Genomic DNA, 14,015 nt, shown 5'->3' on the forward strand with positions numbered 1-14,015 from the left:
ATTCACACTCCACTTACACGTTCGGGGCAAAAGCTGCAGGCCGGTTGTGCCCGGCCATACTGCCCTGCTAGTGCGACTTGCGAACTCGCAGGTACCATTCTGCAAGCAGGCGCACCTGCTTCTCGGTGTAGCCCCGATCGACCATACGTTCGACGAACTGCTTGTGCTTGCTCTGATCCTCCTGGCTGGCTTTGGGATTGAATGAAATAACCGGCAGCAGGTCTTCGGTGTTGGAGAACATCTTCTTCTCGATCACGCTGCGGAGTTTTTCATAACTGAGCCAGGACGGGTTCTCACCCTGATTATTGGCTCGTGCCCGCAGCACAAAGTTGACCACCTCGTTGCGGAAATCCTTTGGGTTGCTGATGCCCGCCGGCTTTTCGATTTTTTCCAGTTCCTCGTTGATAGAAGAGCGGTCGAGAATTTCACCGGTTTCAGGATCCCGGAACTCCTGATCCTGAATCCACAGGTCGGCATAGGTTACATAGCGGTCGAAAAGGTTCTGGCCGTATTCGCTGTAGCTTTCCAGATAAGCGGTCTGGATTTCCTTACCGATAAACTGAACGTAGTGGGGAGCCAGGAATTCCTTGATGAAGCGCAGGTAGCGCTCCTGAACTTCTGGCGCAAATTGCTCCTGTTCAATCTGCTTCTCAATTACATACAGCAGATGAACCGGGTTGGCGGCCACTTCGGTGGTGTCAAAGTTGAACACCTTGGAGAGAATCTTGAACGCAAACCGGGTAGAGAGGCCGTCCATGCCTTCGTTTACGCCTGCAGCATCCCGGTATTCCTGAATGGATTTGGCTTTGGGGTCTGTGTCTTTAATGTTCTGGCCATCGTAAACCCGCATCTTGGAGAAGATGCTGGAGTTCTCCGGCTCCTTGATGCGGGAGAACACAGAGAACTGCGCCAGCATGTCCAGAGTATCCGGTGCGCAGGGCGAGCCGGCAAGGGAACTGTTTTTCAGCAGCTTCTTGTAGATCTCCACTTCTTCCGTAACCCGCACACAGTAAGGCACCTTGACGATATACACCCGGTCAAGAAACGCCTCGTTGTGCTTGTTGTTGCGGAAGGTTTGCCACTCCGACTCGTTGGAGTGAGCCAGAATAACGCCATCGAATGGCACCGAACCCATGCCTTCGGTGGTGTTGTAGTTGCCCTCCTGAGTTGCGGTTAACAGTGGGTGCAGTACTTTGATGGGCGCTTTGAACATCTCCACAAATTCCATCAGCCCCTGGTTGGCTTTGCACAAGCCGCCACTGAAGCTGTAGGCATCGGGATCATCCTGGGAGTAATCCTCCAGCATGCGGATGTTCACCTTGCCCACCAGGGCAGAAATGTCCTGGTTGTTGTCGTCTCCCGGTTCGGTTTTGGATACGCCAATCTGGTCCAGCACAGAAGGGTATTTCTTTACCACGCGGAACTTACTGATATCGCCGCCAAACTCGTGCAGGCGTTTCACTGCCCAGGGGGACATGATGTTCTTGGTGTAGCGTGTTGGGATCCCGTACTCTTCTTCCAGGATGGCCGCGTCTTCTGCCGGATCAAAAAGCCCCAGGGGGGATTCGTTTACCGGGGAGCCTTTGATGGCGTAGAAGGGCACCTTCTGCATCAGGTATTTGAGCTTTTCCGCCAGTGATGATTTACCGCCACCAACCGGTCCCAGCAGGTAAAGGATCTGTTTCTTTTCTTCCAGGCCCTGAGCTGCGTGCCGGTAGAACGACACGATGTTTTCTACGGCTTCTTCCATGCCATAGAATTCGGAAAACTCCGGGTATCGCTTGATGATTTTGTTGGAAAAGATGCGCGACAGACGTGGGTCGCGGGACGTATCGACAAACTCAGGTTCGCCGATGGCGATCAGTAGTCGTTCTGCGGCCGATGCATAGGCCGTTGGGTCTTTCTTGCAGATCTCGAGATATTCCTCGAGGCTGTATTCTTCTTCCTGGGTGCTCTCATACCGGTTTTTAAACTGCTGCAGTATGCTCATGGGTAGCCCCTCGCTCGCGGTTCTTTAGCTTCTAATGCACGCAATATCCCCGTTGGGTTTACGGTCGCCATGGTGGCGATTCGTTTTGGTTATGGGTGGCTGGAATCATCCGTTCTGGCCGGCCGCGATCTGTGTCGGGTTTCGGCCTGCTCTGTCTGAGCTTAGTCCACGGTCACGAGGTTGGACAGGGAGCAAATGGTTAAGGTTCATTAAATTATGTTATTGCCATGGCCTCAGCCTCAGCGTTTGGTAAGCTGGAAAACACTCTCCGTAGCGCTGGCAAGGCCTTTGCGTTTGGTGAATGGATTGTCGCTGGCAAGAGTGTTGGTAAGAACACGCTTGATGTCATAGTCAGCGCTGTAGAGCTCGTGAACTTCATCGTCGCTAACGTTGAATGGCGGCCCGGTGATTTTTGCGTTGTAGTCCAGAGTAATGAGCAGAATGCGTGTGCCGTCGGGGATGACGGCCGTAAGATGATCCACATAAGGCTTGCGCATCGACTGGGGCAAGGCGATCAAGGCGGCGCGGTCATATACCAGATGTATGTGTCGCAGATCATCTGGCACCAGTTGAAAGAAATCACCGCACCAGAGTTGCAGGCTGCCGTGCTCGAAGGTGGTAAATGGCTCGCTTGGGTGCACCATGGCTTTCTCGCCAGCCTCAGCAAAGAAATCCTTGCAGGCGATTTCGCTCAGCTCCACGCCGATGACCGGGTGCCCGCGATCATGTAGCCACCACATATCGTGAGCTTTGCCGCACAAGGGCACCAAAACACCCTCTGTGCCGCCGCCAGAGAGTTCGGGCCAATGGTCGTACAGGTATTTGTTGACGGAACCTTCGTGGAAGCCGATTTCTTTTTTGCTCCAGCGTTCGTGCCAAAAGTCATGTTCCATGGTTGCTGCTCCCTTACTTGGACGTTTGATTCAGTCTACCCTAATCTTTGCGCATATTGACGAAGGACAAACCTATGAAAGCCGTGTTTCTTGATGCCACTACGCTTGGCAACGATGTCGATTTGACCCCCATTGAGCAGGTTGCCGGCGGCATAGTGAAACATGCCGCGACAGCGCCGGGTGAAGTGCTTGAGCGAATTAGGGGCTTCGATACGGTGCTGGTGAACAAGGTGGTACTTACCCGGGCGCATATCGAACAATGCCCGGAGCTGAAAACCATTGCTGTTGTAGCTACCGGGCTGAACAACGTTGACCTGAAGGCGGCAAAAGATCACGGCGTTCGGGTGCTGAATGTCACGAATTACGGGCGCTCAACCGTGGCGCAGCACACCATGGCACTGATGCTGGCGCTGGCAACACGCCTGCTGGATTATGACCGGGATGTGAGGGCAGGGCGCTGGGGCAAAAGCGACATGTTTTGCCTGATGGATCACCCGATCCTGGAACTGGAAGGCCGAACCCTCGGTATTATTGGCTATGGCGATCTGGGCCAAGGCGTTGCTGAGCGGGCCAAAGCCTTTGGTATGAAAATATTACTCGGTGCCAGGCCCGGGCAGCCGGCGGGGGAGACAGATGGCTACCCGCGGATTCCCCTCGATGAATTGCTGTCGCAAGTAGACGTGCTCTCGTTGCACTGCCTGCTCACCGACGAAACCCGAAATTTGATTGGCGCTCGAGAGTTGCAGATGATGAAGCCCGATGCCCTGCTGATTAATACCAGCCGCGGAGGTTTGGTGGATGAACAGGCGCTGGCCGATGCACTTCGTAATGGCGTGATCGGCGGCGCCGGGTTTGATGTGCTGACAGAGGAGCCGCCACAAAATGGTAATCCCTTACTCGCCGATGGAATTCCGAATCTGATTGTTACACCGCACTCGGCTTGGGCCAGTCGCGAAGCGCGGCAGCGGATTGTGGAAATTACCGCGCATAATCTTGCATCGGTTTCTTGAAGGATCATAAGGCGGGGGAGCAACAGAGAGTGGCAGGGGATATGGTTTGCAGGGTATGACGGTTTGATAAAACCTTGGTGTGCAGTTTTTGTAGTTGTTGCGGCGGCCATGCTTTCAGGGTGTTCGACAGCGCAGCATCGCGACCAGCTAGCCTTGTTCAACTCAGCCTATGCTGCCGGGGACTACGACTCTGCACTGAAGGCGGTGAGCTTTAGCCAACCCGAAAACAAGCCAGTTGATTCCGGGGCGCACCTGCTCGAATTGCTGCATCAGGGCGAAATGTACCGTTTGACTGATCGCAACAGTGAGTCTGTGAAGGCTTATGATCTGGCTGAAGACGGAATGAAAAACCTCGACACGGCGGGACTGTTTGAAAACACCGTGGAAGGCTTGATGGCCGTGATGGTTAACGACTCCGAGCGCGACTACAAAGCGCTGATGTCTGAGGCGGTTCTCGTCAACACATACAAAGCACTGGCGTTCCTGGCTGAGGGCAACAATGACTATGCCAGAGTGGAATTTAACAGAGCCAATGATCGTACCCGGCGCGCCGTTGAATTTTTTCGCAAGGAAATCGCGGAGCAGCAAGCCGTTCTGAAAAGTGAGGCTCAGAGCGGCAACAGAAAAGCCTCTATGGTGCAAAGCAGTCTCGGGAGCAGGGAATTCCAGTCAGCAGTCCATAATCGCTACGGTTCATCGTCGACCTGGTCTGTGTTCCCTGAATTTATTGTACCCGCAAGCACTTGGCTACACGGCATCTATTTTCTGGCCAATGCCGAAGGCGGTGCTGACTATGAGCGTGCCGCCACCTCACTCAAGCGGGTGGCAGAAATGAGCCCGCAAAGCGCGGCGCTGCGGGCTGATGCAGACTTGGCAACCGGCCTTGCCTCCGGCACTCAGAACCTTGCAGCCTTGCCATCACAGGTGTGGGTTGTGTATGAAAACGGGTTGGGCCCGGTTTTGAGAGAGTCGCGCCTTGATGTGCCTCTGATATTGCTTCATGGCAACCAGCAAGTACCGGCCTATTTTGGAATTGCGTTGCCTGAATACGCCGAACGTCCCGCTATACCCGGTAGTATTGGTGTGTCAAACGCCTCTGGCCAAGTGGCAACAACGGAACGAATCTCGGATATGGGCAAGGTGTTTCGTACTGAAATGAAAGAGCGCTTTCCGGGGGTGTTGGCCCGGGCCGTTACATCGGCGATTGGCAAGGCAGTTCTTCAAAAGGAAGCCGCTGATCAGTTCGGCCCGATAGGCCAGCTTTTCGCGACCGTATTGACTGTTGCAACAACCCAGGCGGATCTGCGCAGTTGGCAAGCCCTGCCTAACCATTGGCAGGCTGCTCGCATCGACCGCCCGGACGATGGGCACCTGACACTGCTGGGTCATCGGGGTGAGGTGTTGGGTAACCTGGACGTTCCACAACAGCCCTTCACCCTGGTGTATGTTAAACGACCGACCGCTCAGGCACCGGCAACAGTGATAATCATGGATTTGCAGGGTAAAACGAATGCGACTTTTGCACGCTTTCCCGAGTAGCATGAACCTTCACGGGTTTCACAGATCAAGTAATCAATACACCAGAAAAGCAGGATGTTCGTTATGAAATCGTTATTCTTGGCCAGCTTGCTGGTTCTTGGTTTGGTGGGCTGCGCTTCTCAGCCAGAAACCAACACTACAATGATCGACCGTCAGGAGCTGAGGGTCGATCCTGAAGTGGTCTATGCCGCAGACGTAACAGAACTCTTCAAATCGAGACTGACACTGCCTGATGGCAGCAGCCTCCTGCAGGTGCAGTTTGCTGTGGAAGCGAGATCAGATACAGAGCTGGCTTGGAAGGTTACCTGGTTCGATGACCTTGGCAGGGTGGTGAAGGGTGTTGGCGAGAGCTACCGCCAGGCGACGTTGCTAACTGGCCAGCCCCGCTATTTTAAAGCGACCGCTCCGCATTCCCGAGCCACCAGTTTCCAGTTACATCTTCGTGAACCTAAATAAGAAGGAAAGCCCAATGTTGATACGTGCCCTTGCCATTTCTGTCGGTATTGCTGTTCTGGCCGGCTGTGCCGCGCCCACCCGCTATATTGACCCGGCTGCAGACGATGGTCCTGTGGCAATGACCATGGATTACCGGGACTTTGAAAAAGCGGCAACCGACGCTGTAGAAGATATGCTTTCCAGCGGTGCCGTGAACAACCCGGACGGCAGCCGTTACATCATGGTGGTAAGCCGCATAACCAACGACACCATGCAGCGCATTGATACCGACCAGCTCACCAAGAAAATCCGCGTATCACTGCTGCGCTCAGGCAAGGTTGTGACTACCACCGCTGTTGGTCTCAACGGTGCTGAAGATGAAATGAATATGAAGGCGCGAGAGCTGCGAGATTCCGAGGAGTTTGATCAATCTGCCGTGCAGCGCAAAGGCACGCTCCAGGCGCCCGACCTGAGCCTTTCAGGAAAGATTCTCCAGCGTAATCACAAGGTAGGAAAAGAACAACAGGTTGAGTATTACATCCAGCTGTCTTTGACAGAGCTGGCATCCGGCCTGGCCATTTGGGAAGGTGAAACCCCTATCATCAAACGGGGGTCTGACAAGTCGGTTACCTGGTAAAAGCAGGCGGGGGTGCCCGCCTGCTTTAAGCTCAGAACTGGTAGCCAACGCTTAAAGAGGTACCGATCTGGGTCATGCCCAGTTCAATTTCCTGGCCGGGGCCCATGGGGTTATCGCCCCGGACGTTTTTACGTGGTGAGTAAAATGCCATGCCGGACACTTCCAGGCTTTCGCTGAAGTGATGGGTGAAGCCGCCGGTGAAGTGCCACTCCTGAACGCCCGGTGCAAGGATATTAAATAGTACTTCCTCATCGGGAATCGGTTGTTTGCCGTAGCTGACACCGGCGCGCCAGGTTTGAGCTGCGTCTTGCTGCCACTGCCACCCCAGTTTGACGATGGTCATGTCGTCCCAGCCAAAGCCGGCACCCTGATCGTCACCCAGTTGAGCTTGCATCAGATTAGGCATCATCGGGTTGCCGACGCTGTTGATGTCGCTGTAACGGATGTGCTGAACATCCAGCAGAAGCCAGTGGTTTTGAATGCCAGACCATGCAACGCCTGCGTTGAACATTTGTGGAATATCGAAACCACCTTGCTCGGCAAACAGGCCTTCGTATTTGCTGAACTCTTCCATTTCGATAATCGTGCGCCAGCTAGCCCCAGCGCGAAGAGTTTCTGTTACTTGCCCCTGCCAGCCAATTTGAAGGCCATAGCCCCAGGCATCATCGGTGCCGTTGTTGGTTAATGCGTTCGGGTTGGAGGAGAAGCCCGAAAAATTGCGCAAACCTTCGGCCTTGAAGCGCTGGTAGGCAATCAGTGGTGAAATGCCCAAAGCTTGCCCTTCAGAGAACTCCCAGGACCAGGTGGGCGCAATGAAAACCTGCTCCAGATTTACTCCGGTTTTACCCCCTCCAAACGTCCCGCCATTATCACCAGAGTATTCGGTGTTCATGCCGCCATTGGCAAATATAGACAGACCCAGGCTGTGGCCGTTGTCCAGATCACGGTTATAGCCGAAGTGAGGAATGAAAAAGGCTTTGTTCTCACTGGATACAGCACCTGGCGCCAGATAGAAGGTCTGCGCTGTATTGGGGGCACCACCTTCAACTGTGTAGCTCCGGCGAGGAGAGAAAATTTCCAGCCCACCGTCTGATCTGCTGCCAACAAACGCCATGCCTGCCGGGTTGGTCGCCGCTGCCAGGCTGTCTTGTGATAACGCCGAACCTGCGCCTGCCATACCAGCGCTGATGGTTCCGTAGCCATGGCTGAAGTAGCCGTTGGTTGCGAGAACGGTGGTTGGGAGAGTTGCGAGAGCTATAGCTCCTAAAGCAGATTTGATGCGCATGTAAAGACCCGGTTGGTTAAGCGACATATCTAAGGTAGGCGTCTTTTTACAGAATTGTTGTTATAAGGGGAGGTGAAAAATGATGATATGGTTATATCGAATTGAGTGCCTCGCAAAAAGCTGTTAATCAGTCATACTTGAGCGGTATCGGATATCTAGCTGATAATCTGAACAAAACAGGAACAACAGGATCTAAAGTGGCCTCCTTCCAATTCAAAGAACGACTCCAGGCAGCAGAGACATGGATTCTTGCAAACCCGAATCCGCCGCAAACCTGGCCCTGGACCCTGTTATACAAGGCCGGGCGTTCCATTTATGCCCTCATACGTGATGTCGTCAACGGCCAGTTAACCCTGCACGCCATGAGCCTGGTATACACCACACTGCTGAGTATTGTGCCGCTGTTGGCGTTGAGTTTTTCGGTGCTGAAAGCGCTTGGTGTGCATCAGCGCATGGAGCCTTTCCTGTTTCAGTTTTTTCAGCCTATGGGGCCTGAAGGCGTTGAAATGGCAGAGCGCATACTGGGCTTCGTAGACAACATGAAGGTGGGAGTGCTGGGCTCTGTGGGTCTTGCGTTACTGGTGTACACCGTGGTGTCGCTGGTTCAGAAAATAGAGCGGTCATTCAACATGATCTGGCGGGTGCCAGAGATGCGCTCCGTGGCCCAGAGGTTCAGTAACTACCTGAGCGTTATCATGGTTGGGCCTCTGTTAATGGTATCGGCTATTGGCGTAAGTGCGACGATTTTTTCTTCGTCTTTTGTGCAGACGCTGATTGCCATTGAGCCATTTGGCTCAGTGATTCTTGTGCTCAGCCGCTTTACGCCGTTCTTTCTTGTGGTGGGCGCCTTCACCTTTGTATACGTGTTTATGCCCAATACCCGCGTAAAGCTGCGGTATGCGTTTATTGGTGGTCTGGTTGCCGGGGTTTCCTGGCAGGCTGGCGGAATGCTGTTTGCGTCGTTTGTCGCAGGCTCAGCCAAGTATGCCGCAATATATTCCAGCTTTGCGATCGGCATTATCATGCTGACCTGGATATACCTGAACTGGATGATTCTGCTTTTGGGCGCCAGCCTCGCGTTCTATTTGCAAAACCCGGGTTCGGTTGCCAAGCGCAGTCATGTTCAACTGTCTCCAGAGCTTCAGGAAAAAATTGCTTTGGCCATGATGTGGCTGGTGGCTCGCCCCTTCAGTGAGGGCAGTACAGCACCGCAGCAGGAGGTTCTGGAGCAATCCTTACGAGTGCCAGGAGAAGTTACGCGAGGAGTAAGTGACAAGCTGATTCGTGCCGGCATACTCACGCTTGCCGGCCGCCAGGGTGATCAGTTGGTGCCGGGGCGGGCGCTGGATCTTATTACGGTGGGAGATGTGCTGAAGGCCGTTCGCCACGACGAGGATCGCGTGGTGGACCGGCTGCCTCCGGTGTTCCCCCCTGAGTTGCTCAAAGGAGAGCGGGAGAATGAATCTACTACGTTTGCCGCCTTGCTGAAAAATGCCCCTGGCGCAGAGGCTAACCGCGAGCGCCAGCGCTGAGAGCGGCCTTCAAAGCTACCCGTACGCGGCCTGTCTGTTCTGTATCAAGGCTTACGATTTTCTCGAGGTCTTCCTCGGGCAGGTTGCGCTGGTGGGCATGACGTAATACTTCTCGGCTGCCTATCACCATGCCATCCACCAGGGTTGTACCTTCCCGAGCGGGCGCCGGGCGTTCTGCAGACATAAGGTACGCATGGTATTTGGGCGGAAGCCCCCACTCACTGGCAATCACCTGCGAAGCCACCCACTGATAGCGTGCCAGAGCTGTGCGAACCAGTACCACGTTTGGCTCTCCAGCCCCAGGCTGAGCCTTGCATATCTGCTGAAGCTCTCTACGGAGGGTGATATAGGATAATGCCGGTAGCAGGCCGACGGTGAAGCAGGCGCTTGCGTCCTCCCCACGAAGCTTTGCTATAAATTCTGCTGCACGGGCACACGTAAGGCCCCATTGCCAGGCACGCTGGGCAAACAGTGCTTCCCGGCTATTTCGGGCTGCCATCATAGGGCGCATAACAGCTGCTGAAATCACATTCCGGATGCCATCAATACCAAGGATGAACACGGCCTGGTCGACAGACTCAATGGTGTGATCGCCGGTGCGGAAATAAGGGCTGTTGGCAATCTGCAGTATCTGATTGGTTAAAGAGGGGTCTCCCAGAATAATCTGGCTCAGCTTCTGCCGATCGCCAGACTCGTCCGAGAGGGCTCTCATAAGCATGGGGAGCGTCATGGGCTGCCGTGGCAGCTCTTCCATCTTTTTGTTCGTGAGGCGGTGTTCCAGCTCTTGCAAGGCGCGTTCAGATAATGACTGCTCATCCCGTAGCCTTGCGGGGCCGGTGTCGAGTAACCAGCAGAAGAGATTTTCTTCAAGCTGCATTGTCAGGCTTTGTGCGTCTTCGGCTGATTCGGCAGGCTCAGTAGTTTTCGCAGGATTGAACAGTCGCGCCTCAGGAGCCGGAGGAGGTGAGGGTTGCTCAGTTTTAAAAAAATCTGCTACCCAGGAAAAAAAGCCTGGCATCCGTTGCCTCCGAATGAATCAGTCGTGAAACTGTACGTGCCTGTAACTTGCAGTATAGGGGGCCGTCGCTGCATTGCACAGGCTAAACCTTTGCTGCCAGTAAACTATTTACACCAGCGCTCCACCGAATACAAAAATGAGCTGGCAGACACCTGCCGCACACCCTAGCATTGCGCCTACAAGAATCAGCTTGATTTCATCTTCCTGGAAGCAGGGGCGAAGCAAATCCTGAAACTCCTCGGAGGAGAGGGCAATCATTCGCTCCACCATAATTGCTTCAACAGCACGGGCACGGTCAGTCTCAAACATCGGGTTGCTGAAAGATGTTTTTGATATTTCAATAGCCTTTTCGCCCACCTGGTTTTTCAGAGTAGCAAAACCGGTTGGACCAAAAGCCATTTGGGTCAGAGCTTTGCCCATGCCAGCGGTTTCATCAACCAGCGGCTTGATATGCTTTTTAACCATATTGCGGGCGCGATCACCTTTTGGGCCCTCCATTATGGCTTCAATGATATTGCCAACCGTTAGAATCTCGTGAGTGATAATGTGGCAGAAAGAATGGGCCACCTCAGGTTGCCGCTTGAGGAACAGCCCCTGAATCTTGAAAGGGCCGACCTTTTTGGCATGCAGAGGCCGGAAGATCACGTTCAGGGCGATCCAGTTGGTGGCCCAGCCCACCATCAAGCCGAAGAAAGGCAGTACCCACCAGCTTTGATAAAAGTACCAGACAGCCATCTGAATAAGGCCGAACAGGAAGCCGAAATAGAGACCGGAATTCACAATAAAGCGAAACTCTGCGTCGCCACACTCCAGGAAAATGCGGTTCAGCAATTGCTTGTCGGCCGTCAGTTTCTCAATGGTCATGGTTTTGATATCAAGCAGGTCTTCTACGTTGTTGGCGATATCGTCGACCAGGTTGTCTACCAGTTGCGGTGCAGATTTGCGCACCCGGTCGTAGACCATTTTCCGGGCAGAAGCGGGGAGGTTTTCCCAGAACGTCGGGTACTCCCGCAGCATCATTTCGTCCACATACTCTTCGATGCGGGGCTCTACCGATTGGACAATATGAGCCGCGAGTATTTTAGGGTCAATCTGTTCAAAAATCTCCCGCACGGTGCCGATTTTGGAAATAGTGGCGTCTACGGCGATGGCGGCCATTTTACCGGCTTTGGAGGGAATGATGCCCTGCCAGCCCAGCAGAGGGGGCTTGCCAACAAACTCTAGCGGAAAGAAGGTCATTTTGATGGCAAGCCAGTTAGTGATCCAGCCAATCAGGGCAGCAATAATGGGAATACTGAGGTATTGCCAGAATTCGGGGTTGCTAAACAGGTTTGTCATCCGGAGGTTGCACTCGCTTTTTTGTTTATGTCTGCGGGCAGAAGCATGTTTGGAAGGTGCGCGGCTGTCAATGACCTGAGAGCCCTCCCGGGATGGCGGAATGATCTAGCCTGCCATGTCACCCCATAACCACTGACACAAAGCCATGGCGGCAACGGGTGCGGTTTCTGTTCTCAGCACTCTCGGACCGAGAGCCACAGGCAAAAACCCTTCCTTCTCCGCTTGGGCAATTTCATCGGCGGTGAGACCGCCCTCGGGCCCAATCATCAAGGCTACGCTGTCAGGCTTGGCCATAGAGCTCAGTGATTGTTCAGTGCGGTGGTGCAGCACCAGCCGCAAATCGCAGCTACGACTGTGCTCCAGCCATTGCGCTACGGTCATAACCGGCAGGATTTCCGGTATACGAGCACGACCGCATTGTTCGGCAGCGCTTATGGCAATTGACTGCCATTGGCGCAAACGCTTGTCTTCCCGGTCGCCTTTAAGCTTTACCTCACAGCGCTCAGTAGTGAGCGGCACGATTCGGGATACGCCCATTTCTACCGCTTTTTGAATGGCATAATCCATGCGGTCACCCTTCGACAAAGTCTGACCAAGGGTGATTAACAGGGGGGATTCAGTAAGGTTGGCTTCGGGCGCAGCGACTAGCACTTCAACACGCTTCTTGCTCGCTTCCGTAATAGTGGCAGGGTAATCCTGGCCATCCCCGTTGAAGAGTCTCAAAGCTTGCCCTGGCTGCATGCGCAGCACCCGGCCGACATGCTGGGCAGCGTTCTCATCCAGATCTGCATGAGAGCCTTCGCTCAAAGGCGAGTCGGTATAAATTCTGGGGATGCGCATGTGTGTACCTTGATCAGTCCCTAACAGCTATATCGATACCTTCGGTCGCAACCTGGGCCAGATGGCGTATCTGATCTTCAGTAATGACGTAAGGCGGCATGAAGTAAACCACATTACCCAGGGGGCGAAGCAAGGCCTGGCGGGTGAGAGAGTGCTGATACACACGAACACCCCGGCGCTCCTGCCAGGGGAAGGGTGTTTTCGAGGCTCTGTCTTTCACCATCTCAATTGCCAGAGTCATTCCGTGCTGGCGGATATCCCCAACATTCGGGTGATCAGCCAGGTGAGCTACGGAATCAGCCATGCAAGCCGAAAGTCTGCGGTTGTTCTCAATCACGTTATCATCCCGGAAGATGCCCAGAGTGGCCAGTGCCACGGCGCAGCCGATGGGGTTGCCGGTGTAGCTGTGGCTGTGCAGAAAGGCCTTCAGGGTTTCGTAATCATCGTAAAAGGCGTTGTAAACCGTATCGGTGGTCAGCACAACGGAGAGTGGCAGATAACCAGCCGTCAGGCCTTTGGAAAGGCACATGAAATCCGGGGTGATGCCAGATTGCTCACAGGCAAACATGGTGCCGGTGCGGCCAAAGCCCACCGCAATTTCATCTGCAATCAAATGCACGCCGTAGCGGTCACAGGCTTCACGTAGCTTAGTGTGGTAAATCGGATGGTGCATGCGCATGCCGCCGGCGCACTGGATCAGCGGTTCCACCACAACGGCACAGATTTCTTCGTGCTTTTCTTCCAGCAGTTTTTCCATGGCTTCAAACTGACGCAGGGCATAGGCCTCGTCGGTTTCGCCTTCTTCCTTGTTGTAGGCGTCGGGTGAGGACGCGGTCAGCACTTCCATCAGCAATGGCTGATAGGTGTCCTTGTACAAAGCCACGTCGCCCAGTGCCAAGGCACCCAGGGTTTCACCGTGATAACTGTTGCTCAAATTCACAAAATTCTTTTTGCCGGGTTTTCCCAGGTTCTTCCAGTAATGGAAGCTCATCTTGAGCGCAGCCTCGATGGCCGATGATCCGTTGTCAGCGTAGAAGCATTTGTTCAGCCCTTCGGGGGTTACTTCGATAAGCTGTTCAGACAAATTGACCACAGGCTCGTGGGTAAAGCCCGCCAGAATGACATGCTCCAGCTCATTGATTTGCTTGTTGATGGCTGCGTTTATTCTGGGGTTCGCATGGCCGAAGAGGTTAACCCACCAGGAGCTGACTGCGTCGATAAACCGGTTGTTTTCAAAGTCCTCCAGCCAAACACCTTCGCCTCGTTTGATGGGCACCAGGGGCAAGGTTTCGTGGTCTTTCATCTGTGTGCAGGGGTGCCATACAGATTTGAGGCCGCGGGCGACGAGGTCGGCATTGCGCATAGAGAGTCTCCGGTAAGGCGATGGTTCTGAACTGTTAATGTGGCGGCTGTTAACCTCGGGTGATAATACAGTTAACAGCGGCGACTGACTACTATGCCAATACCCATCGACCGGATGGCCAATGCACCCACCTGG

Annotated in this window: 12 protein-coding genes; 5 read left to right on the forward strand and 7 right to left on the reverse strand. The window is 54.0% G+C overall.

Features of this window, described 5'->3' with window-relative positions; translation table 11 throughout:
* Positions 1 to 67 precede the first annotated feature (67 nt).
* Entirely contained in the window at positions 68 to 1,990 is a 1,923-nt protein-coding gene (locus FFI61_RS00450; protein ID WP_200368895.1) for a PrkA family serine protein kinase, read from the reverse strand.
* A gap of 239 nt (positions 1,991 to 2,229) precedes the next feature.
* Positions 2,230 to 2,883, reverse strand: coding sequence for a thiopurine S-methyltransferase (gene tmpT, locus FFI61_RS00455; RefSeq protein WP_200368896.1), 654 nt, complete (start codon positions 2,881 to 2,883; stop codon positions 2,230 to 2,232).
* Between the two features lie 74 nt (positions 2,884 to 2,957).
* On the opposite strand from tmpT, the gene FFI61_RS00460 reads away from it, so the two are divergent.
* The 4 genes from FFI61_RS00460 (at position 2,958) to lpoB (ending at position 6,504) form a co-directional block, all read left to right on the forward strand.
* The gene (locus FFI61_RS00460) at positions 2,958 to 3,893 is read left to right on the forward strand and encodes a D-2-hydroxyacid dehydrogenase (RefSeq protein ID WP_200368897.1); all 936 of its coding nucleotides are present in this window, start codon (positions 2,958 to 2,960) and stop codon (positions 3,891 to 3,893) included.
* Between the two features lie 63 nt (positions 3,894 to 3,956).
* Complete coding sequence (locus tag FFI61_RS00465) at positions 3,957 to 5,432, forward strand: COG3014 family protein (RefSeq protein ID WP_227714527.1); 1,476 nt, start codon at positions 3,957 to 3,959, stop codon at positions 5,430 to 5,432.
* Between the two features lie 63 nt (positions 5,433 to 5,495).
* A complete protein-coding gene (locus tag FFI61_RS00470; protein ID WP_227714528.1) occupies positions 5,496 to 5,888 on the forward strand; it encodes a DUF1425 domain-containing protein in 393 nt (130 codons plus the stop codon).
* 13 nt (positions 5,889 to 5,901) lie between these two features.
* The gene (gene lpoB / locus FFI61_RS00475; protein WP_200368899.1) at positions 5,902 to 6,504 is read left to right on the forward strand and encodes a penicillin-binding protein activator LpoB; all 603 of its coding nucleotides are present in this window, start codon (positions 5,902 to 5,904) and stop codon (positions 6,502 to 6,504) included.
* A gap of 31 nt (positions 6,505 to 6,535) precedes the next feature.
* Here the strand turns inward: lpoB and FFI61_RS00480 are convergent, their stop codons facing one another.
* Positions 6,536 to 7,789 (reverse strand): OmpP1/FadL family transporter, encoded by a 1,254-nt coding sequence (locus tag FFI61_RS00480; RefSeq protein WP_200202803.1) that lies wholly within the window; start codon positions 7,787 to 7,789, stop codon positions 6,536 to 6,538.
* A 197-nt stretch (positions 7,790 to 7,986) separates the two neighbouring features.
* Between FFI61_RS00480 and FFI61_RS00485 the strand changes: the two genes are divergently transcribed.
* Complete coding sequence (locus tag FFI61_RS00485; protein WP_200368900.1) at positions 7,987 to 9,321, forward strand: YihY/virulence factor BrkB family protein; 1,335 nt, start codon at positions 7,987 to 7,989, stop codon at positions 9,319 to 9,321.
* Here the strand turns inward: FFI61_RS00485 and FFI61_RS00490 are convergent.
* From FFI61_RS00490 to FFI61_RS00505, 4 genes are all read right to left on the reverse strand, one after another.
* Positions 9,299 to 10,339: an HDOD domain-containing protein gene (locus FFI61_RS00490; protein ID WP_200368901.1), complete on the reverse strand. Its 1,041-nt coding sequence runs from the start codon at positions 10,337 to 10,339 to the stop codon at positions 9,299 to 9,301. The two genes, FFI61_RS00485 and FFI61_RS00490, sit on opposite strands and share 23 nt — an antisense overlap.
* A gap of 108 nt (positions 10,340 to 10,447) precedes the next feature.
* Positions 10,448 to 11,677 (reverse strand): DUF445 domain-containing protein, encoded by a 1,230-nt coding sequence (locus FFI61_RS00495; RefSeq protein ID WP_200202800.1) that lies wholly within the window; start codon positions 11,675 to 11,677, stop codon positions 10,448 to 10,450.
* Positions 11,678 to 11,782: 105 nt separating this feature from the next.
* Complete coding sequence (locus FFI61_RS00500) at positions 11,783 to 12,517, reverse strand: 16S rRNA (uracil(1498)-N(3))-methyltransferase (RefSeq protein WP_200202799.1); 735 nt, start codon at positions 12,515 to 12,517, stop codon at positions 11,783 to 11,785.
* A gap of 13 nt (positions 12,518 to 12,530) precedes the next feature.
* A complete protein-coding gene (locus FFI61_RS00505) occupies positions 12,531 to 13,880 on the reverse strand; it encodes an adenosylmethionine--8-amino-7-oxononanoate transaminase (RefSeq protein WP_200368902.1) in 1,350 nt (449 codons plus the stop codon).
* Positions 13,881 to 14,015: the final 135 nt, after the last annotated feature.

Origin of the sequence: Marinobacter sp. DY40_1A1 (genome assembly GCF_016597815.1) — a bacterium.
Taxonomy (GTDB): domain Bacteria; phylum Pseudomonadota; class Gammaproteobacteria; order Pseudomonadales; family Oleiphilaceae; genus Marinobacter; species Marinobacter xiaoshiensis.